The organism is Streptomyces flavusporus (assembly GCF_046267975.1).
Lineage (GTDB): Bacteria > Actinomycetota > Actinomycetes > Streptomycetales > Streptomycetaceae > Streptomyces > Streptomyces flavusporus.
Map to the genome: position 1 here is coordinate 608,880 of NZ_CP176503.1, position 19,229 is coordinate 628,108.

At 71.0% G+C, this 19,229-nt stretch carries 14 protein-coding genes; 7 read left to right on the top strand and 7 right to left on the bottom strand.

From position 1 onward, the window contains the following. Window positions 1–138: 138 nt before the first annotated feature. From ACKTSN_RS03125 to ACKTSN_RS03135, 3 genes are all read left to right on the top strand, one after another. On the top strand, window positions 139–1,734 hold the full coding sequence (locus ACKTSN_RS03125) for a purine-cytosine permease family protein (RefSeq protein ID WP_409467665.1): 1,596 nt from the start codon (window positions 139–141) through the stop codon (window positions 1,732–1,734). Between the two features lie 40 nt (window positions 1,735–1,774). Then, window positions 1,775–2,470, top strand: a complete 696-nt coding sequence (locus tag ACKTSN_RS03130) for an alpha/beta fold hydrolase (protein WP_409467666.1) — start codon at window positions 1,775–1,777, stop codon at window positions 2,468–2,470. A gap of 82 nt (window positions 2,471–2,552) precedes the next feature. After that, window positions 2,553–3,722: a lactate 2-monooxygenase gene (locus ACKTSN_RS03135; protein WP_409467667.1), complete on the top strand. Its 1,170-nt coding sequence runs from the start codon at window positions 2,553–2,555 to the stop codon at window positions 3,720–3,722. A gap of 113 nt (window positions 3,723–3,835) precedes the next feature. Here the strand turns inward: ACKTSN_RS03135 and ACKTSN_RS03140 are convergent, their stop codons facing one another. The 3 genes from ACKTSN_RS03140 to ACKTSN_RS03150 all read right to left on the bottom strand — a co-directional run bounded on the left by ACKTSN_RS03140 (window position 3,836) and on the right by ACKTSN_RS03150 (window position 6,618). Continuing rightward, entirely contained in the window at window positions 3,836–5,479 is a 1,644-nt protein-coding gene (locus ACKTSN_RS03140; protein ID WP_409467668.1) for a ricin-type beta-trefoil lectin domain protein, read from the bottom strand. Between the two features lie 512 nt (window positions 5,480–5,991). Next, window positions 5,992–6,369, bottom strand: a complete 378-nt coding sequence (locus ACKTSN_RS03145; RefSeq protein WP_409467669.1) for a toxin Doc — start codon at window positions 6,367–6,369, stop codon at window positions 5,992–5,994. A gap of 3 nt (window positions 6,370–6,372) precedes the next feature. Further along, on the bottom strand, window positions 6,373–6,618 hold the full coding sequence (locus ACKTSN_RS03150) for a hypothetical protein (protein WP_129803775.1): 246 nt from the start codon (window positions 6,616–6,618) through the stop codon (window positions 6,373–6,375). Window positions 6,619–6,743: 125 nt separating this feature from the next. Between ACKTSN_RS03150 and ACKTSN_RS03155 the strand changes: the two genes are divergently transcribed. Beyond that, on the top strand, window positions 6,744–7,427 hold the full coding sequence (locus tag ACKTSN_RS03155; RefSeq protein WP_409467670.1) for a sigma factor: 684 nt from the start codon (window positions 6,744–6,746) through the stop codon (window positions 7,425–7,427). On the opposite strand, the gene ACKTSN_RS03160 is transcribed toward ACKTSN_RS03155, so the two are convergent. After that, window positions 7,418–9,661: a glycoside hydrolase family 9 protein gene (locus ACKTSN_RS03160; protein ID WP_409467671.1), complete on the bottom strand. Its 2,244-nt coding sequence runs from the start codon at window positions 9,659–9,661 to the stop codon at window positions 7,418–7,420. The two genes, ACKTSN_RS03155 and ACKTSN_RS03160, sit on opposite strands and share 10 nt — an antisense overlap. 138 nt (window positions 9,662–9,799) lie before the next feature. Further along, window positions 9,800–12,898, bottom strand: coding sequence for a glycoside hydrolase family 2 TIM barrel-domain containing protein (locus ACKTSN_RS03165; RefSeq protein WP_409467672.1), 3,099 nt, complete (start codon window positions 12,896–12,898; stop codon window positions 9,800–9,802). Window positions 12,899–13,153: 255 nt separating this feature from the next. Between ACKTSN_RS03165 and ACKTSN_RS03170 the strand changes: the two genes are divergently transcribed. Together ACKTSN_RS03170 and ACKTSN_RS03175 are read left to right on the top strand one after the other, a co-directional pair. Further along, a complete protein-coding gene (locus ACKTSN_RS03170; protein WP_409467673.1) occupies window positions 13,154–15,532 on the top strand; it encodes a SpoIIE family protein phosphatase in 2,379 nt (792 codons plus the stop codon). A 94-nt stretch (window positions 15,533–15,626) separates the two neighbouring features. Continuing rightward, entirely contained in the window at window positions 15,627–16,274 is a 648-nt protein-coding gene (locus ACKTSN_RS03175; protein WP_409467674.1) for a DUF4232 domain-containing protein, read from the top strand. A gap of 24 nt (window positions 16,275–16,298) precedes the next feature. Here ACKTSN_RS03175 and ACKTSN_RS03180 read toward each other — a convergent pair whose 3' ends face one another. Beyond that, window positions 16,299–17,201: a helix-turn-helix domain-containing protein gene (locus ACKTSN_RS03180; protein WP_409467675.1), complete on the bottom strand. Its 903-nt coding sequence runs from the start codon at window positions 17,199–17,201 to the stop codon at window positions 16,299–16,301. A gap of 69 nt (window positions 17,202–17,270) precedes the next feature. Between ACKTSN_RS03180 and ACKTSN_RS03185 the strand changes: the two genes are divergently transcribed. Then, window positions 17,271–18,104, top strand: coding sequence for a phytanoyl-CoA dioxygenase family protein (locus ACKTSN_RS03185; protein WP_409467676.1), 834 nt, complete (start codon window positions 17,271–17,273; stop codon window positions 18,102–18,104). Window positions 18,105–18,116: 12 nt separating this feature from the next. On the opposite strand, the gene ACKTSN_RS03190 is transcribed toward ACKTSN_RS03185, so the two are convergent. Continuing rightward, window positions 18,117–19,085 carry an aldo/keto reductase gene (locus ACKTSN_RS03190; protein ID WP_409467677.1) on the bottom strand — a complete coding sequence of 323 codons (969 nt, stop codon included), beginning with the start codon at window positions 19,083–19,085 and terminating at the stop codon, window positions 18,117–18,119. Window positions 19,086–19,229 lie beyond the last annotated feature (144 nt).

Genomic DNA, 19,229 nt, shown 5'->3' on the forward strand with positions numbered 1-19,229 from the left:
GAAACCCCCGAGGACGGCATCCGCCCACGTCGCACACCCCGCGGCACGAAGGCCGTTCCCCCGACCGCGCCACCCCGCGCCCACCGCCGTCCCGCCGCGCCATCCGCGCTCCACCGCCGCCGCTTCGCTGGAGCCCTCGTGTCCCCCGTACCTGATCCCGCAGCAGTCACCCCTCCCCCGCCGCTCACCGAGGTCGAGAGCCACGGCGTCGACCGCATCCCCGACGCGGAACGCACCGCGACCCCGTTCGACCTGTTCCGGCTCGCCTTCGGTGGCGCGAACACGTTCTCCACCTGTGTGCTCGGCGCCTTCCCGATCCTGTTCGGCCTCTCCTTCTGGCAGGGCCTCGCGGCCACGCTCCTCGGGGTCGTCGCGGGCGCGCTGATCCTGTGCCCGATGGCGGTGTTCGGGCCGGTCAACGGCACCAACAACGCCGTCTCCTCGTCCGCCCACCTCGGCGTGCACGGCCGTGTGGTCGGCTCTTTCCTCTCCCTGCTGACCGCGGTCGCGTTCTTCTCCATCTCGGTGTGGAGCTCCGGCGACGCCCTGGTCGGCGGCGCCCACCGGCTGTTCGGCCTGCACCGCGGCAACGTTTCCTACGCCCTGGCGTACGCACTGTTCGCCGGGCTGGTGCTGATCGTGTGCGTGTACGGCTTCCGGTTCATGCTGTTCGTCAACAAGATCGCCGTGACCTCGGCGAGCGCGCTGTTCCTGCTCGGCGCGATCGCCTTCGCCGGTGACTTCGACCCGTCGTACGCGGGCGTCTTCACCGACTCTGCGGACGCGGCGACACAGTCGCTGTTCTGGCCGTCGTTCATCGGCGCGGCCCTGATCGTGCTGTCGAACCCGGTGTCGTTCGGGGCGTTCCTCGGCGACTGGTCGCGCTACATCCCGGCGAGCACCCCGCGCCGCAAGGTGGTCGGTGCGGCGTTCCTGTCGCAGATCGCCACGCTGCTGCCGTTCGTCTTCGGCCTGGCGACCGCGAGCATCATCGCGAACAAGGCGCCCGAGTACGTCGATCCGGCCGCCCCCGACTTCGTGGGCGGGCTGCTGGCGATCTCGCCCTCGTGGTTCTTCCTGCCGGTGTGTCTGCTCGCGCTGATCGGCGGCCTGTCGACCGGCACGACGGCGCTGTACGGCACCGGCCTCGACTTCTCCTCGGTGTTCCCGCGGCTGTCCCGGGTGCAGGCCACGGTGCTGATCGGCGTGCTGTCGATCGCGTTCATCTTCGTCGGCCGGTTCGGGCTGGACATAGTGCAGTCCATCTCCACCTTCGCCACGATGATCATCACCTGCACCACACCATGGATGGTCGTGATGATCCTCGGCTACCACACGCGGCGCGGCTGGTACGACCCGGAGGCGCTCCAGGTGTTCAACCGCCGCCAGCGGGGCGGCCGTTACTGGTTCGCGCACGGCTGGAACTGGCGCGGTATGACCGCCTGGTGGGTGTCCGCCGTCGTCGGTGTGCTGTTCACCAACATCCCGGGCCAGTTCGTGGGCCCGCTCGGCGAGTTGGCGAACGGCGTCGACATCGGCCTGCCGCTGTCGCTGGCCGTGGCCGCGGTGCTGTTCCTGACGCTGCTGCGGCTGTTCCCCGAGCCCCGCGCGGTGTACGGGCCCGAGGGCGCGCGGCTGGCGCGGACGGTGGACGTGCCGGTGCCGCCGATCACCGGTCCCGGGGCGAGCACCGAGGACGCGTCGGTCCGGGAGAAGGCGCAGCTCGCGGACTGATCGCCGGGCCGTTGTCGGACCCTGCCGCTACCTTGCCACCATGACCGATTTCGTACTGGTGGCAGGTGCGTGGCTGGGCGCGTGGGCGTGGGACGAGGTGGCGGCGGAGCTACGGGCGGCCGGACACGGCGTCCACCCGCTGACCCTGTCCGGTCTCGCCGAGAAGCGGGACGTGCCGGCCGGGCAGCAAAGACACGTCCAGGACATCGTCGACGAGGTGGAGCGCCTCGATCTGCGGGACGTCGTGCTCGTCGGGCACAGCTACTCCGGCATCCCGGTCGGCCAGGCAGCCGAGCGGATCGGAGACCGGCTGGCCCGGGTGGTGTTCGTCGACTCCACCGTGCCCGTCGACGGGGAGTCGTTCCTCTCTGGCCGGCCTAGCGACCATGTGCGGGCGTCGATCGAGGCGGGCGGCGGCTTCTGGCCACCGCTCACCGCGGACGACTACGCGGGCCAGGACCTGACGGGCGATCAGATCGCCCGGATCGTCGACGGCTCCACCCCGCACCCGGGCGCCTCCCTCACCGAACCGGCCGCCCTGTCCCGCCCGCTGGGCGAGCTGTCGGTGACGTACATCAAGTGCCTGCTCGACGGGGACGAACCGATGGACGCCGTACAGAAGCTGCTCAAGAGCGAGAGCTGGGAGCTGGTCCGGATGGACACCGGTCACTGGCCGATGTTCTCCCAGCCGCGCGAACTGGCCGGGATCCTGCACCGGTCGGCCGTCCGGGCCTGAGTCACACCCTGGACGGACGTGCCCTTACTCGCCAGTATCGTCGGGACGACGCGGCTCGAGGGTGAGAGGCGGGGACCGGGCGATGGCCAGGCACTGGGCTGACTTCCAGTACGAGATCTATCTGAACGGGATGACGGGAGCCGTACCGCGGCTGCCCACCGATCTGACACGGCTGGAGGAGCTCACCGAGCAGCGGCTCGGACCGGGCCCCGTGGGCTATGTGGCGGGCAGCGCCGGGGACGGCAGCACCGCCCGTGCCAACCGGGCGGCCCTGCACCGGCGCCGCATCGTGCCGCGGATGCTGCGGGACGTGCACGAGCGGGACCTGTCCGTCGAGGTGCTGGGCCGCCCGCTGCCCGCCCCGCTGGCACTGGCGCCGGTCGGCGTGCTGTCGGTCATGCATCCGGACGCCGAGCCGGCCGCCGCCCGGGCCGCCGCCGCGCAGGGCGTGCCGTATGTGCTGTCCTCGGCGTCCAGCACCCCCATCGAGCAGGTCGCGGAGGCGATGGGCGACGCCGAGCGCTGGTTCCAGCTGTACTGGGCGAAGGACCGCGAGGTGACGCGAAGCTTCCTGAACCGGGCGAAGGCTGCCGGGTTCAGCGTGCTGGTCGTCACGCTGGACACCCCGCTGCTCGCGTGGCGGCCGCGCGATCTCGACCAGGCGTATCTGCCGTTCCTGCACGGCGTGGGCACCGCCAACTACTTCTCCGACCCGGCCTTTCAGGCGGGATTGGCCAAGCCGGTCCACGAGGATCCGAACGCGGCGGTGATGCACTTCGTCGGCATGTTCGCGGACCCCGCCAAGACCTGGCCGGACCTGGCGTTCCTGCGGGAGAACTGGGACGGCCCGATCGTCCTCAAGGGCGTCCTGCACCCGGACGACGCCCGGGCCGCCGCCGACGCCGGGATGGACGGCGTGGTGGTGTCCAACCACGGCGGACGCCAGGTGGCCGGTTCCGTCGCCGCGGCCGACGCGCTGCCCGGGGTCGTCGCGGCGGCCGGTGACCGGTTGACGGTGCTGTTCGACAGCGGGGTGCGCACCGGCGACGACATCTTCAAAGCACTCGCGCTCGGCGCACAGGCGGTCCTGGTGGGCCGGCCGTACGCGTACGGTCTCGCACTCGACGGCCGGGCGGGCGTTGAGCATGTGATCCGCTGTCTGCTCGCCGAACTCGATCTCACCCTCGCCCTGTCCGGGCACGCCACACCCGCCACCGTCGGACCCGCCGACCTCGTCGAGGAGTCCGCCTGACCGGTGCGAAGAACGTCCTCGCGGTCGTCGCAGCGATCGGGGCCCTGCGGCTGCTCAGGGCCCCGGTCTTGGTACTCTCCCGCACGTAGTCGGGAGGCCGGGCTGTCGGGCGGCTAGGAACCGCCCGACAGCCCCACCGGTCGCGTGGACGGATCGGTCGTCTCCGCGACCGACAGGGACCCCGCGTCGGCCGGTTCGGGGTCGGTCAGCCAGCGCTGGGCGGTGGAGCCGTCGCGGACCTTGACGACGATGTCGGCGCCCGGCTCACCGGCGGTGGAGGAGAGCGCGAGCTGCTCGTCCCAGCGAGGCAGCAACTCGCCGCGGACGGTGAGGTCGTAGCGCACGTCGTCGCCCCGCTCGCTCCTGGCGGCGGCACACGTGCCGAGGATGACGACACCGGCGTCCGCATGCGAGTCCAGGCACAGGTCGGGGTCGGCCACGCTGCGCAGCAGCCCGTCGTTCTCGTACGTCCACTGCTGGGTCAGGTCGGCCGAGCACACCGCCAGCTCGGTCCCGGTACCGGCCTCGGTCTCGGCCCCGTCCCGCAGGTCGAGGCACAGGTCGGCGGCGGCGTTGCGCAGCCTGGTCTGCCGGGGTGCGGTGGGGAGTTGGGCGGTGCCGGGCGGCGTGGCGGACACGGTGGGCGGGGCCTGAGCGCCGGTGCCGGGTGCGGAGTCGCGGTCGTCGTTGGCGCCGGCGGAGGCCGTGGTGTCGGTGTCGCCGTCGTAGGACGACAGGCTGGTGGCGAGGACGGTGCCGAGCAGGGCGGCGGAGACGATGCCCACTCCGGTGCGCACGGCCCGCGAGGAGCGGCTCGCCACGGTCGGGATCGGAATGCGGTCCAGGATGCGATGGCGTGCCGTTCCTCTCCCCCGTCCGGAGTGCCGGGCGGCGCGCCGACCGCGCGCACGCGGTCGGTGCGGGGTGCGGCCCGGTCGCGACTCGAGGTAGCGACGGGCGCCCCAGCCGAGCACCGCCTCGGCGAGCAGAACGTCCAACCCGGCCTCGAAATGGCTCAGTTGTTCGGCTGCGTTCCGGCAGTGGCGGCACTCGGCGAGATGCTGCTGAACGTCCGGCAGCAGTGCCCTGCCGCGGCGGATCGGGACGTCGAGGAGACGGTTGTGGAAACGGCAGTCCTTGCTCGGTGCGAGTTCCTGGTGGGCCCGTACACAGCCCTCGCGGAATTTGTCCCGGGCCAGTTCGAGGGTGGCCGACGCCGTGTCGGTGTCCATGCCGAGGAGTCCGGCGGGGAAGTCGAGCGGCTCCCCCTCGACCTCGGTGTGCCACAGCAGACACCGGGCGGGTCCGGGAAGGGCCTGGAATGCGCGCTCGGCCAGCTTGCGGTTTTCGGGCGTCATGGACTTGGCCGCCCGCATACCACGGCCCCCCGCGGGTTTCTGCAACTCCGGCAGTACACCGGATATTCGCTCCTCCGAGGCCCACCGCCGGACCGTGTCCCGCACGGTCACCAGAAGCAGCGGACGCAGCGCGGTGCCCGGCTCGCCCAGCGTGAGACGGTCGAAGACCTGATGGAAGGCGGCCGCGGTCACCATGGCGGCAACGTTCGCCGAGGAGGCGAGGCAGACGACCGCGTAGGAGTGGACCGACGGCCAGTGCCGGGCGATCAGCAGGGCGGTGGAATGGGCGACTTCGACATCCGACGCCCCTCTCAGCCGGGCGGCGAGGGACTCGTCGGATTCTCCGGGATCCCCGCCGGACGGCGGGTAAGGAGGGCGAGGGGGGTGGGGGGTGGGCACTGAGCGGATTCCTTCCCACGCAGGTGGTACACGAGGGTTCTGACCGCCGAAAAGGAGCCCGGGTTGGTGCGTACCTTTTGGCGGGGTGCGGGGAGCGTGAATTCACCCTTGGCGCTTCGCACGACCGGTTCACCGAAGTGCGAATGTGCCCGGCCATTACTCCCCCCGCCGGGTGGTTCACCCTTGCACATCGCGCTCACGGCCAACAAGGCACTTGGGCAACATCAGCCACACTGAAATAAGGTCAGATTCGATGGTAACTCACGCCGCCGACCCGGCCATTCACCATTCCATACGCCCCGTGTGAAACCGACGCACGCGACAGGGTGCCGCGCACGCTCCCGACACCTCCGGCCGAGCAGTTGGATGGAACCGGCCTCTCTCGCCAGGCCGACAGGGCCTGGGCCCCCGCGCAGGACGGCGGCTCCTCTGCGTGAGGCGGCCGCCGGCCCTGTTCCTCCCGCCCTCGGCCGGCGGTCCCGGGGGCGGGCGGGGCGGTCGGGTCGGGCGCGTCAGATCTGCCAGGAGCGCAGCCGGTCAGCGGCGCCGTAGACGTCGGTCTTGCCGTCGATCAGGTCCCGGGCCAGGTCCACCAGCGCCCCGTAGGGCGGGTCGATGCCGACGCCGCTGACGAACATGTACGCCACGGCCGTCGCGCAGGCGAAACGGGCGTTCGCCGACGGAAGGGGCTTGAGCAGGGCGAGGGTGTGCAGCAGTGCGGCGGCCCGCCAGGCGGGGTCGGAGTCCACGCCGAGGCGGGGCGGATCGACGCGGTGCCGGGCGACGGCGGCGACCAGTGCGGAGAAGTCGTTGATCGTCGGCTGGTCCGGCAGGACCTCCTCGTAGCGCTGGAGCAGCCAGGGCACGTCGATGTGCAGGGCGGGTGCCATCGGTCAGGCGGCCCGTCCCTCGCCGCCTGCGGGCGGTTCGTCGTCGGGGAAGGCGGCCGCGAACTCGTCGGCGTGGGCCGCGAAGAACCGGCGGAAGGCCTCGGCGCCCTCCTGCAGCGCCCGGTGCCGGGCGATGTCGGCCGCGGCCGCCTCACGCACGAGGGCCTTCATCGACGTACCGCGCTCCTTGGCGATCTGCCGCAGGTCCTCCAGCTCACGATCACTGAACTCCACGTTGAGGGCTGGCATGACATCACGGTACCGCGCGGGTACTTACTCGTAAATATCCCCAGCTCAGCAGGGATCGGGGTAGGTACCGGACAGCCAGAGAGCGCTCAAAATCCTTGAGAGGTACGTCACATTCGGCAGCGCCGATGTCACATTCGGACCGCCCCGTGCCCAAGACGCACGACGCGACCGACGTCTTCGTCGGCCATCGCGAGCTGCTCTTCGGCATCGTCTACACGATGCCGGGCAGCGTCGCCGACACCGACGACGTGCTTCAGGAGACCTGGCTGTCGTGGTCGGCCCGCACAAGGGCCGAGTCCGCCGACCGCATCGCCAGTCCGCGCGCGTACCTGGTGCGCATCGCGGTCAACCACGCCCTGGCGCGTCGCGCCGCGATCAGCCGCCGCCGGGAGACGTACCTCACCGAGATCGCGGAGATCATCGACCGCAGCCCGGCGGCGGTCCGGCAGTTGGCCCGCCGGGCACGCGCCCATGTGCGGGCCCGGCGCCCGCGCTACTGGGCGCATCCGCGGGTGCGGCGGGAGGCGACGGAACGCTTCGTGCGGGCCGCGCTCGGCGGGGACATCGCCGCGCTGATGGAGGTCCTCGCGCCGGACGCGACGGTGTGGACGGACAGCGGCGGGAACCGCAGGGCCGGGCTGCGTCCCGTGCACGGCCGGGACAAGGCGGTCCGCCTGCTCACCGGCTACGCGGCCCGGCGCGGCACACAGGGGCTGGACCTGAGCTACCGCCGCGTCAACGGCGACGACGCGGCGGTGCTGTTCCAGGGAGACTCGCCCTACGCCTTGAACCTCAGCGGTCATCCCTGATCGGCCATGAAGGACGCCATCCGGGTCAGGGCGGAGTTCCAGTTGATCGTGTGCTCGTTCGTCGACCAGGACTGGATGTCGTCGATGTAGCAGAACTGGCCGACGCAGCCCTGGAGTTTGCTCTGTGCGTAGGGGTCCTGGATGCTCGAGTTCGGCCCGCCGGCGAGCGTGCCGATCGGTGGGTTCGGCTGGTTCGGGTCGAGTTGGTGGGCGTACCAACGGGCGTGCTGGTTGTGGGAGTTGACCTCGCCGTAGCCGGTCACGTACGAGATGTTCAGGGCGTTGCGGCCGAAGAGGTAGTCCATGCTCTGCAGCGCGCCGTCACGGTATTTCGAGGCGCCCGTGATGTCGTACGCGGTGGCGATGACGGCGGCGTTGTGCAGGATCTGGTGGTTGGAGCCCCAGTCGTAGAGGTTGTTGTCGGGGGCGTACGGCATTCCGTACGGGTGTGACTTCAGCGTGGCGAGGTAGCGGTCCGCTGCCTTGACGACGGACTGGCGCACCTTGTCCCGGCCGGGCAGCCTGCTCGGCACGGTCGCCAGGTCCAGCCGGGCCGCTGCCGCGGTCCTGGCCCAGTCGTAACCGAGGGGGCCGAAGATGTCGGCTGTGTGGACCGGGGAGTTGAGGACGTAATCCGCGAACTCCTTTTCACCTGTGCTGAGATACAGCTCGGCCGCCGCCCAGTAGAACTCGTCGGTGACGTTGCTGTCGGCGTACGTACCGCCGCCGATGCCGTCGCTCTCGGAGGCGTACCGGTCGGGATGGGCGAGCGCCGCCGACCATGCCTTGCGGGCGGCGGCCAGGGACTTCGCCGCGAACTCCCTGTCGTACGGCTTGTACAGGCGCGCCGCCTGCGCGGCCGTCGCCGCCAGGTTCAGGGTCGCCGCCGTTGACGGCGGATGCAGTTCGCGCTTCTGCGGGTCGTCGTGCGGCATCAGCGGCAGGCCCGTCCACTGCTCGTCGTGGATCTTGTGGTGCGCCATGCCGGCCAGCGGCTGACCCGCGGGCACCTGCATTTTCAGCAGGAACTCCAGCTCCCAGCGGACCTCGTCCAGGATGTCCGGCACCTTGTTGCCGCTCTCCGGAATGGCGAGCGTATCGTCGCCCAGCTTCTCCGACTCCCCGGTGCGGGCCAGTAGTTCGCGTTCGTACGTGCTCAGCAGCTCCCACACGGAGATGCCGCCGTTGACGACGTACTTGCCGTGGTCGCCCGCGTCGTACCAGCCGCCGGTGACGTCGAGCGTGTAGTCGCACACGCCCGGCTGGCAGGGCACGGCACCGTCGCCCTGGTTGGGTGCGACGTCGACGTGCCCGGCGGGGCGGGTGTAGCCCGGGCGCAGGTCGTCCCGTATCGCGATGCCGCTGCGCTGCGTGTAGTAGTACTTCACGGCGTCGAGGCGCAGCCGCTCGTAGGCGGCCGTCCCGATGTCGAACGGGCGGCTCGTCTCTCCGTCGGCGACCAGTGTGAAGTCCTTGCCCTGCTTGCGGTGGGCGCCGAAGTCGATGGAGTGGACGTTCTGGGCGGAGGAGACGTCGGTGCCGCGCGGCACGGTCCACCCCTGGGCAACCACGGCTCCGGACGCGTTCTTCAGCTGCCAGGGCAGCTTTCCGGTGGCGTCGGTGACCAGCGTGGCGTTCTTGGGCCCGGCCGGCAGATAGGCGACCTGGTTCACTCGCACCCGCGGCCCGGTGTCGGGCTCGTACACCTCGGGCGGTACACCGCCCAGCAGGGAGGCGTCGTCCATGCAGAAGCGCCACGCGTCCGCGCTGCCGCCGAGCTGGAAGGCGACCTGGCCCTGCGGGGTGTCGACAGGCGAGGTGAAGGTGTACGAGTACGAGTTCCCGGAGACGCTCAGCTCCGGCGTCACCTCGAAGTAGGTGTCGTACGGCGCCGCCGACAGGCCGACGATCGCCCGCACCACGTGCCCCTCGGGCGAGCCGTCGGCAGTGAAGGAGAAGCGGTACGACTCCCCCTTCACCAGGGCGATGTCGTTCTGGCCGACGGCGGCGTCCCAGCGGTTGGTGGTGCCGCCGGGCACATCGGCGCAGAGCTGCCCGTCGGACAGGCCCGCGGTGACGTTGCTCGTCGTCCACCACGGCTCGGTGGTGGTGTCGAAGGTGCCGTTCTCGATCTGCTCGACCTCTTCGGCGCCGGCCGGTGCGGCCGGGAGTGCGGTGAGTCCCGCCGCCAGCAGGGCCGTCAGGGACAACAGGGTGGTTCTGCGTCGTTTCACGTCTGCTCCTCGGGGGAGGTACGGGTGACGTTCGCGATGGGAGCGCTCCCAGAGACGGACGCAGCCATGCTTGTTGGCGGCATGACACCCCGTCAACGGTCCGGACGGGACTGGTTCCCGCCCGGACCGCTCATCGGCTCAGCTCGTGGGCACCTCCAACTTGCTGATCCGCACCGCCCCTCGGGCCTCCCCCGGGTGAGCGCTGGCCAGGGTGAGCCGCAGCCGGGAGCCGCGTACGGCGTCGAAGGTGATGACCGTCGGCGCGTCCGAGGCAGTGGCCCAATCCACGGCCACCCCCTCCGCCGGAACGTACCGGCGCCCGTCCCAGACCTCGGCCTCGACCGACGCGGGCAGGGTGTGCGTCGCGTCCACGGTGAAGGAGACCTCGGCCCGGTCGATGGTCCGTGTCCGGCCGAAGTCCACGGAGACCCAGTCCTCGGCCCGGGCTCCGTCGAAGGCGGGCAGCAGGGCCGTGGCCGCCTTGTGGAAGCCGTTGGACCAGCCGGTGGCCGGGTCGCCGTCGAGCATCGCGGCCGGGAGGGTGTCCGGACGACCCGAGTAACTGGCGTTCGCGTGAGGGTAGTTCGGCAGCGCCGGGTAGTCGGGCTCGAACACCGCGGCCGGGGTGAGGGCGGCCGACCGGGCGGGAGTCGTCTTCACGGTCACGCTGCCCGTCCGCAGGCCTTCGGCCCGTGCCGTCACCTTCAGGGAGCCCGGCTTCGTACCGGACCGTACGATCGCCAGCGCCTTGCCGTGGAAGGCCGTACGCGTGCCGGCCTGGTAGCGCTCGGCGCTCTCCTCCCGGCCGTTGTCGAGCCCGGCGAGCGAGCCGCCCGTCACCTCGAAGGAGATGAGGTCCTCGGCGTCGGGCACCACCACACCACGGGCGTCGACGATCTCGGCGGTCACGAAGGCCAGCGAACGGCCGTCGGCGGCCAGGGACTTGCGATCGGCGGTAAGGCGTACGGCCTTCGGCGCACCGGCCGTGCGCAGCACATCGGTGGCGACCACCTTGCCGTCCCGGCGCGCCACCGCCTTCAACTCGCCCGGCCGGTACGGCACTTTCCAGGTGAGGTGGAGTTTGCCGGCGCTGCCGTTCGGGCTGGTGTAGCTGCCGGGGTAGGGACCGTCGGTGTAGGTCTTGTCGTCGCCGGTCGCCTCGGTGGTCTCCAGGTAGACCCGGCCGTCGACGGTCTTCTTGGTGTCGAACGTCCGCGTGCCGAGGGACTTTCCGTTGAGGAACAGCTCCACGGTGTCGACGTTGGAGTACGCCCACACCTCGACCGTGTCGCCCTCCGCGTGGTTCCAGGTCATCGGCAGCAGGTGGACCATGGGCTCGCTGATCCACTGGCTCTGGAACAGGTAGTACATGTCCTTCGGGAAGCCGGCCGTGTCGACCGCGCCGAAGAAGGACGCCTTGACCGGGAAGACGTCGTAGGGCGTGGGTTCGCCGATGTAGTCGATGCCCGACCACAGGAACTGCCCGGCGAACCACTTCCGGTCCCGGTCCTTCTTGTGCCCGTACTCGCCGCTCATGGTCCAGGAGGCGAGGTTGTTGTCGTACGACGAGGTCGCGCGCTTGCCCGGCGTGTAGTTCTCGCCCGTGTTGAGGCGCTCGGGCTCCTGGTAGGTGCCGCGCGTGGACGTCTCGGAGGACGACTCGGACTCGAAGAGGAACAGGTGGGGATAGGCCGCGTGCAACTGGTCGACGGACTTGGCGGTGTTGTAGTTGAGGCCCAGCCCGTCCAGCTTGGCCAGCATCAGATCGGCCGCCGAGCCCTTGACCGGCAGGCGGCGGTACTTGTCGGAGCCGATGACCAGCGGGCGGGTGTCGTCGACGGCCCTGATGGCGTTGATGACGCGGTCGGCCATGGCGAGCCCGGCGGTGGAGGTGGAGTCGGGGACCTCGTTGCCGATGGACCACATCAGGACGGCGGGCGAGTTGCGGGCCGCCAGGACCATCTCGGTGGCGTCCTTCTCGCCCCACTCGTCGAAGAACCGGCCGTAGTCGTACCTCGTCTTGCCGGTCCGCCAGCAGTCGAAGGCCTCCACCAGCATCACGATGCCCATCTCCTCGCAGATCTGGATCATCTCCGGCGTGGGCGGGTTGTGGGAGGTGCGGAAGGCGTTGACGCCCATCGACTTCATGATGGTCATCTGCCGCCGGATCGCATCGATGCTGACGGCGGCGCCCAGGGCGCCCAGGTCGTGGTGGAGGTCGACGCCCTTGATCTTGTGGTACTCGCCGTTGAGGTGGAAGCCCTCGTCCGGGTCGAAGCGGAAGGTGCGGAAGCCGAAGGTCGTGCGGTAGGTGTCGGTCGTTCTGCCGCCGACGCGCAGTTCGGTCTTCAGGGTGTAGCGGTGGTGAGGGGTGTCGGAGTCCCACAACTTCGGCTCGTCGACGGTGAGTTCATGGGTCTCGGTCGCCTTGTCGGTGACGGGGACCGTGGAGGACGTACGGGCGACGGTACGGCCGCCGGGATCGACGAGCCGCGAGACGATCTCGACATCCACGCCGCCGCCGGAGGCGTTCACCACCGAGGTCTGCACACGTACGACACCACGCTCCTCGGTGATTTCGGGAGTGGTGACGTACGTACCCCAGCGCTCCACGTGCACCGGCTCGGTGACGACGAGGCGGGCCTCGCGGTAGATGCCGCTGCCCGAGTACCAGCGGCTGCTGGGCAGTCGGTTCTGCACCTTGACCGCGAGCACGTTCTCGGTGCTGCCGTCGGTGTGCACCAGATCGGTGAGGTCGAAGGCGAAGCCGGTGTAGCCGTAGGGGTGGCGGCCGACCTCCTTGCCGTTGCAGTAGATGTACGAGTCCATGTAGACGCCGTCGAACTCCACCGAGATCCGCTTGCCCGTGAGGGCGGGTGGCAGGGTGAAGGTGTGGCGGTACCAGCCGAGTCCGCCGGGGAAGAAGCCGGTGCCGCTGGTGGTGCCGTGCTCGGTGGTCGGGGCGAACTCGATGCTCCAGTCGTGCGGCACCGCGACCTCACGCCAGCCCGAGTCGTCGTAGCCGGGCTCAGCGGCGCCGGCGTACGCGCCGGTCGGGTCGGTGATGCCGCCCGGGTCGACCAGGGCGAAGCGCCAGCCGTCGCGCAGGGCGAGGGTGTGGCGGCCCGTGACCTGGGCGGCGGCCTCGGCTGCCTGTGCGCCCGGCCCGCCGAGCAGCGCTCCGGCGGCCGGTGCGGCCGTACCGGTGATCAAAACCGATCTGCGAGTGACCGACATGGCGGCTCTCCCTCATCAGGGCCCAGAAGTACTCACAACTGATCGTGAACAAACAGATTCTGACGGGCTGCCACACATGCCCGTCAAGGGTCGGGGATGTACTTCTGCCCCACGGGTCACATCGGCCGAATCTGCCTCTTGACCCGGAGTGCCCGGGGTGGCCCCGTGCCCGGTACACGCGGGACCACAACGCACTGGGCTGGAACTGAAGTGGCCCAACCGTTCACTGTGCGTATGCGCGATGGAGTGACGACGATGAGCCCGGTCTACCCCTTCGACGAGGCCGCCACGGCCCGGGCTGTCATCGACCGCGACGGCACCGTGACCGAGTGGGGCGAAGGCGCGCGGCGGCTGCTGGGCTGGACGGCCGACGAGGTCGTGGGACGCCCCGCCGCACAGCTGGTCGAGGGCACGGCGCCGACTCTCCGCAAATCCCGCTGCGACGGAACGCTCACTTTGCGCCACCGGAACGGCCGTACGGTGTCCGTGTGGCTGCTCGCTCACCATCAGCAGCGACCGGACGGCGGCACCGGCGACTGGCTCGTCGTGACACCTCTGGAGGGCGACCGGGACCGACCGGCCGACGATCCACTGGAGAAGGCCAGCCTTCTCCAGACTCCCTGCGCCGTCGCGATCCACGACGAGCGGCTCCGGGTGTACCGGATCAACGCCGACATGGCCGCGTTGATCGGGCTGCCCGAGGAGCGCGTCCGGGGGCTGCGGGTGACGGAGTTCCTCGCCAGAACTCAGGGCGAGGAGTTCGAGCAGCAGTTGCACCACGTGCTCACGACCGGCCAGGGGCACGATGTCCACACCCACGTGCCGGTCGGCGACGACGGCCGGGTCGACGCCCGGATGGCCCGGATGACGCCGATCACCGACGGCGCCGGGCGGGTGTGCGGTGTGTGCGTCGCCGTGCACGACTTCACCGAGCAGTACCTGGCACGCGAGCGGCTCCACCTGGTCAACGAAGCGAGCATCCGCATCGGCACGACACTCGACGTCATCCGGACGGCGCAGGAGCTGGCGGATGTCTGCGTTCCCTCCCTCTCCGACTTCGTCAGCGTCGACCTGCTGGAGCCGTCGGAGGCCGGGGGCGAGCCCTCCGCGGAGCCCCCGACGGCGCCGATCACCCTGCGCCGGGCGGCCCATCAGTCGGTCGATCCGGACAGCTTCGAGGCCGTGGTCCAACCGGGCCAGCTGGACGTGTACTCCGCCTCCTCGCCCCAGGCGGACTCCGTGCTGGCCGGCCGGACGATCGTCGCGGAAGCCCCCTCCGAGGACCTCACCCAGTGGCTGACCTGGGACAAGGCCCGGATGGAGCGGGTCAGGGGGTACGGCATCCACGCCACGATGTCCGTGCCGATCCGAGCCCGCGGCACGACGCTGGGCGTCGCCGTCCTCACCCGCTTCCGACGCCCGGACCCCTTCACGCCGGACGACCAGCTCCTGGCCGAGGAGATCACGGCACGCGCCGCCGTCTGCATCGACAACGCCCGCCGCTACACCCGCGAGCGCGAGACCACCCTCGCCCTCCAGCGCAGCCTGCTCCCGCAGTCACTGCCGCGCAGGGCCGCCCTGGAGGCGTCCTCGCGTTACCTTCCGGCGGCCCGGGCCGAGGTGGGCGGCGACTGGTTCGACGTGATCCCGCTGTCCGGGATGCGGGTCGCCATGGTGGTCGGTGACATCGTCGGCCATGGCATCCGGGCCTCGGCCACGATGGGCCGGCTGCGCACGGCCGTGCGCACGCTCGCCGACATCGACCTCGCCCCCGACGAGCTGCTCACCCACCTCGACGACCTGGTCGTCCGGCTGTCGGAGGAGACCAGCGCCGACGTCAGCGACCCCGGCGAGGTCGGCGCGACCTGCCTGTACGCGGTGTACGACCCGGTGTCCCGGTGCTGCACGTTCGCCCGGGCAGGGCATCCGTCGCCGGTCATGGTCCTGCCGGGCGGTGCGGCCCAGGAGGTGGAGCTGCCCGCCGGTCCGCCGCTGGGCCTGGGCGGGCTGCCGTTCGAGGCGGCCTGGCTGTACCTGCCCGAGGGCAGCGTGCTGTCCTTCTTCACCAACGGACTGATCGAGTCCCACGTTCGGGACGTCGAGGCAGGCCTCGGACTGCTGCGCGAGGCCCTGTCGGCGTCCACGGGGTCACTGGACGAGACCTGCGACCGGATCCTGCACACCCTGCTCCCCACCGGCAGCGCCTGCGACGACGTGGCGCTGCTGCTGGCGCGTACCCACGGGCTGCCGGAGTCGCAGGTCTCGACCTGGGACATCCCGGTCGATCCTGCGCTGGTCGCCCCGATCCGCAAGCAGGTCGCCGACCAGCTCGGCATCTGGGGGCTGGTCGAGGCCTCGTTCACCACCGAGCTGGTGGTCAGCGAGCTGGTCACCAACGCCATCCGATACGGCTCGCACCCCATCCGGCTGCGGCTGATCCACGACGAGTCGACGCTGATCTGCGAGGTGTCCGACGCCAGCCACACCGCGCCGCACCTGCGCCGCGCGAAGATGTGGGACGAGGGCGGCCGCGGGCTGCTCCTGGTCGCCCAGGTCACCCAGCGCTGGGGCAGCCGGCACACGCCCGAGGGCAAGACGATCTGGGCGGAGCTGAACCTGCTCGCGGAGGAGTGAGGCTTTTCCGGCCCCGGTTCGCATCGGGTGCCCGGGACAGGGCACAAGGAGCCCATACGTACGCATCGGCGAACGTCCGGGAGTGTTGAGGAACATGACGCCCACGTCCCCGTCCGCACACCCCTTCCTCGCCATGCGCCGGGCGGCGCTCCTCGCGAGCGCGGTCACGGTGCTGGGCCTGCTGGCCGGCTGCGGCGGCGAGGCCGACGACACGACGAGCAGCCCACGGCAGGCGACACCGACCACGACGTCCGCCCCGGACACCTCTTCGGCGAGCCCTCCGAGCGACGCGAGCGCATCCACCGCCCCCGAGCCCGCCCCCGGCACCCGCTGCCACACCTCGGAGCTCCGCGCCTCGGTCGGCCGCAACAACCCGGGCGCCGGGCAGCGCAACTTCCCGATCGTCCTCACGAACACCTCGTCGCGCACCTGCACCCTGTACGGCTATCCGGGCGCCGCCTTCGTCGACGCGTCCGGCCGGCAGCTGGGGCCCGACCCGCAACGCGAACCGGGCTCGCCCGCCACGGTCACCCTGGCACCGGGCGACAGCGCCTGGGCCGGACTGTCGTACGCCAGCCCAGAGATCAGCGGCGCCCGCACGGCCGAGCCGGCCTCACTGCTCGTGACCCCGCCGGACGAGCGGGATCCGCTGACGGTGAAGTGGACCGCGGAAGAGGTGCCTGTGGCGGGCAACGAGTCGGAGATCTCCCTCACGGTGTTCCAGGCGGGTACTGGAGCTTGATCCGCCGGACAGGCCCTGAGAGGTTCACCGGTGCCGCGCGCGGTAGGCACCGGGCGGGGTGCCGTAGCGCTCGTGGAACACCCGGTTGAAGTGGAACGGGCTGGCGAAGCCCGAGGCCGCGGCCACCCGTTCCACGGACAGGTCGGTGCCTTCCAGCAGCCGGGCCGCGTGCCGCAGGCGTGCCTCGCGCAGAGCCCGCATCGGTGACTGGCCGAGCTGCTGGGTGAACAGGTGCGCGAACCGGGAGGGTGACAGGGCGACGCTGCCGGCCAGTGAGCGGACGGTGTGCGGGGCGCCGGGGTCGGCGGCGATCAGCGCCTGGGCCCGGCGCACCCGGGAGTCGACACCGGGCGGCGGCGACGGTGGGCGCGCGGCGGCGGCCGTGAGCAGGACGACCTCCTCCAGGGCGCACAGCGCCAGCTCCCGGGCGGCGGTGCCGTGCGCCATGGTGACCCGGTCGTCCGCCGGCGCGGTGGCGGGCGGGGTCTCCGCACCGGTCCAGCGGGCGTCGGCGAGCATACGGCGGAAGGCGGACTCGACGCGGCCGTGCAGCCCGGCCGGGACGGGGGTGACGACGTACACGCCGTCGCCCACGTCGTACGGGCGCAGCCAGGACGACCAGGTCGGCCGGGCCGGGCAGTGCGCCCACCAGAAGCGCCAGTGCGGTGCGCCGGGCGCCACGCCGTAGCCCTGCCGCACCCCGGGGGCGAGCACCACCAGGTCCCCGGCGCCCGCCCGCGTCTCGGCACTGCCCTGGCGCAGCCGTCCCTGACCGCCCGTCGTCCAGGTGAACAGCCAGCTGTCCGACCCGCGTGGCCGGTCGATGGCGTAGCCCTGAGACTGGTCGAAGTGGCCGACCACCACCAGTCCGGGCGGCGGGGACGGGACGCCGTCCCCGGCAGTCCCGGGCAAGTCGTCAGCGCTCATGGGCATCCTCCCGGACCGCGCGTCGGCCTAGCGTGATGGACCAGTGACACCTCACCGAGGAGTGGACGCATGACAGCCACGGATATCGGCGCCGCCGGTTCTCCCATCCTGACCCAGGAGGGACGCGCACGGTTCGAGGAGGACGGCTTCACGGTCGTCCGGAAGTTGTTCGGGTACGACGAGATCGACCGGTTGTGCGCCGAGTTCGCGGCGCTGCACGCGGCCGGGCCCGTGCCCGGGCACTTCGAGCCCCGCACGGTCCCGCCCGGCGCGCCCGAAGATCCACTGGCCGCCTACCCGAGGGTGATGCAGCCGCACGAGATCAACCCGGTGGCGCTGCGTCTCCTGCTGGACCCGCGGCTGCGCGGCGTGCTGGAGACGCTGTTCGGTGAGGAGGTACTGGCCGCGCAGAGCATGTTCTACTTCAAGCCGCCGGGTGCGCGCGGCCAGGCGCTGCACCAGGACAACTTCTATCTGCGGGTCGAGCCGGGAACCTGCGTGGCGGCCTGGGTGGCCTGCGATGTGATCGGCCGGGACAACGGTGGGCTGGAGATCGTGCCCGGCACGCACCGGATGGACATCTTCTGCCCCGAGGAGGCGGACGCCGAGGTGTCCTTCGCACGGGAGTACGTACCGCCGCCGCCCGGCCTTGCGACGGTGCCGGTCGACATGGAGCCGGGCGACGTCCTGTTCTTCAACGGCAGCCTGGTGCACGGCTCCGAGCCGAACCGCACCGAGGACCGGTTCCGCCGCTCGTTCATCGGCCACTACGTCGGCCGCTCCGCCGAGCGCATCGGCGGCTACTACCGCACGCTGACGATGGACGCCGAGCGCGTGCCGCTGCCGGAGAGCGAGGGCGGCGGCCCGTGCGGCACCGAGTTCGCACCGCCCGGGCCGCACTGACCGCGCCGCCCGTCAGTGCCCGCTGACGGGGTGCGGCGTGTAGGGCTGCTCCAGCTCCTCGATCTCCTTGTCGGTCAGCTCCAGCTCGACGGCGGCCACGGCGTCATCGATGTGGTGCGGCTTGGGGGCACCGACGATCGGTGCCGTCACCGTGTCCTGGTGCAGCAGCCAGGCCAGGGCCACCTGGGCGCGGGGCACGCCGCGGTCGCCGGCGATCCGGGTGACGGCATCGACGATCGTGCGGTCGCCCTCCGGGTAGAGGCGGCTGCCGAAGCCGTCGGCCGCGCTGCGTTCGGTGGTGGTGCCCCAGTCGCGGGTGAGGCGGCCGCGGGCCAGCGGGCTCCAGGGCAGTACGCCGACGCCCTGGTCCGCGCAGAGCGGCAGCATCTCGCGCTCCTCCTCGCGGTAGAGGAGGTTGTAGTGGTTCTGCATCGACACGAACCGGGTCCAGCCGTGCAGCTGGGCGGTGTACTGGGCCTTGGAGAACTGCCAGGCGTACATCGAACTCGCCCCGATGTAGCGCACCTTGCCCGCCTTGACCAGGTCGTGCAGCGCCTCCATCGTCTCCTCGATCGGCGTGTACGGGTCCCAGCGGTGGATCTGGTACAGGTCGACGTAGTCGGTGCCGAGGCGCTGCAGACTGTGGTCGATCTCGGTCATGATCGCCTTGCGGGACAGTCCGCCGCCGTTGGGGCCGGGCCGCATCCGGCCGTGCACCTTCGTGGCGAGCACGATCTCGTCCCGGCGAGCGAAGTCGCGCAGCGCCTTGCCGACGATCTCCTCGCTGGTGCCGTCCGAGTACACGTTCGCCGTGTCGAAGAAGGTGATCCCGGCCTCCAGTGCCCGCCGGATCAACGGGCGTGAGGCCTCCTCGTCGAGGGTCCACTCGTGCACGCCGCGGTCGGGAAGGCCATAGGTCATGCAGCCCAGACAGATCCGCGACACGTCCAGGCCCGTGGAACCGAGCTTCACGTACTGCATCGTTGCTGCTCCTGCCGTCTGAGTGGGGTCCGAGCCGAGCGTACGGCTTCGCGCGCACTCCAACCGGCCGCCGGTGCAACGACCCGCGAGGTAATGCCTGTGGCGCAACATCGGCCGTCGTGGATGAAACTCTCGCCTGTCGCT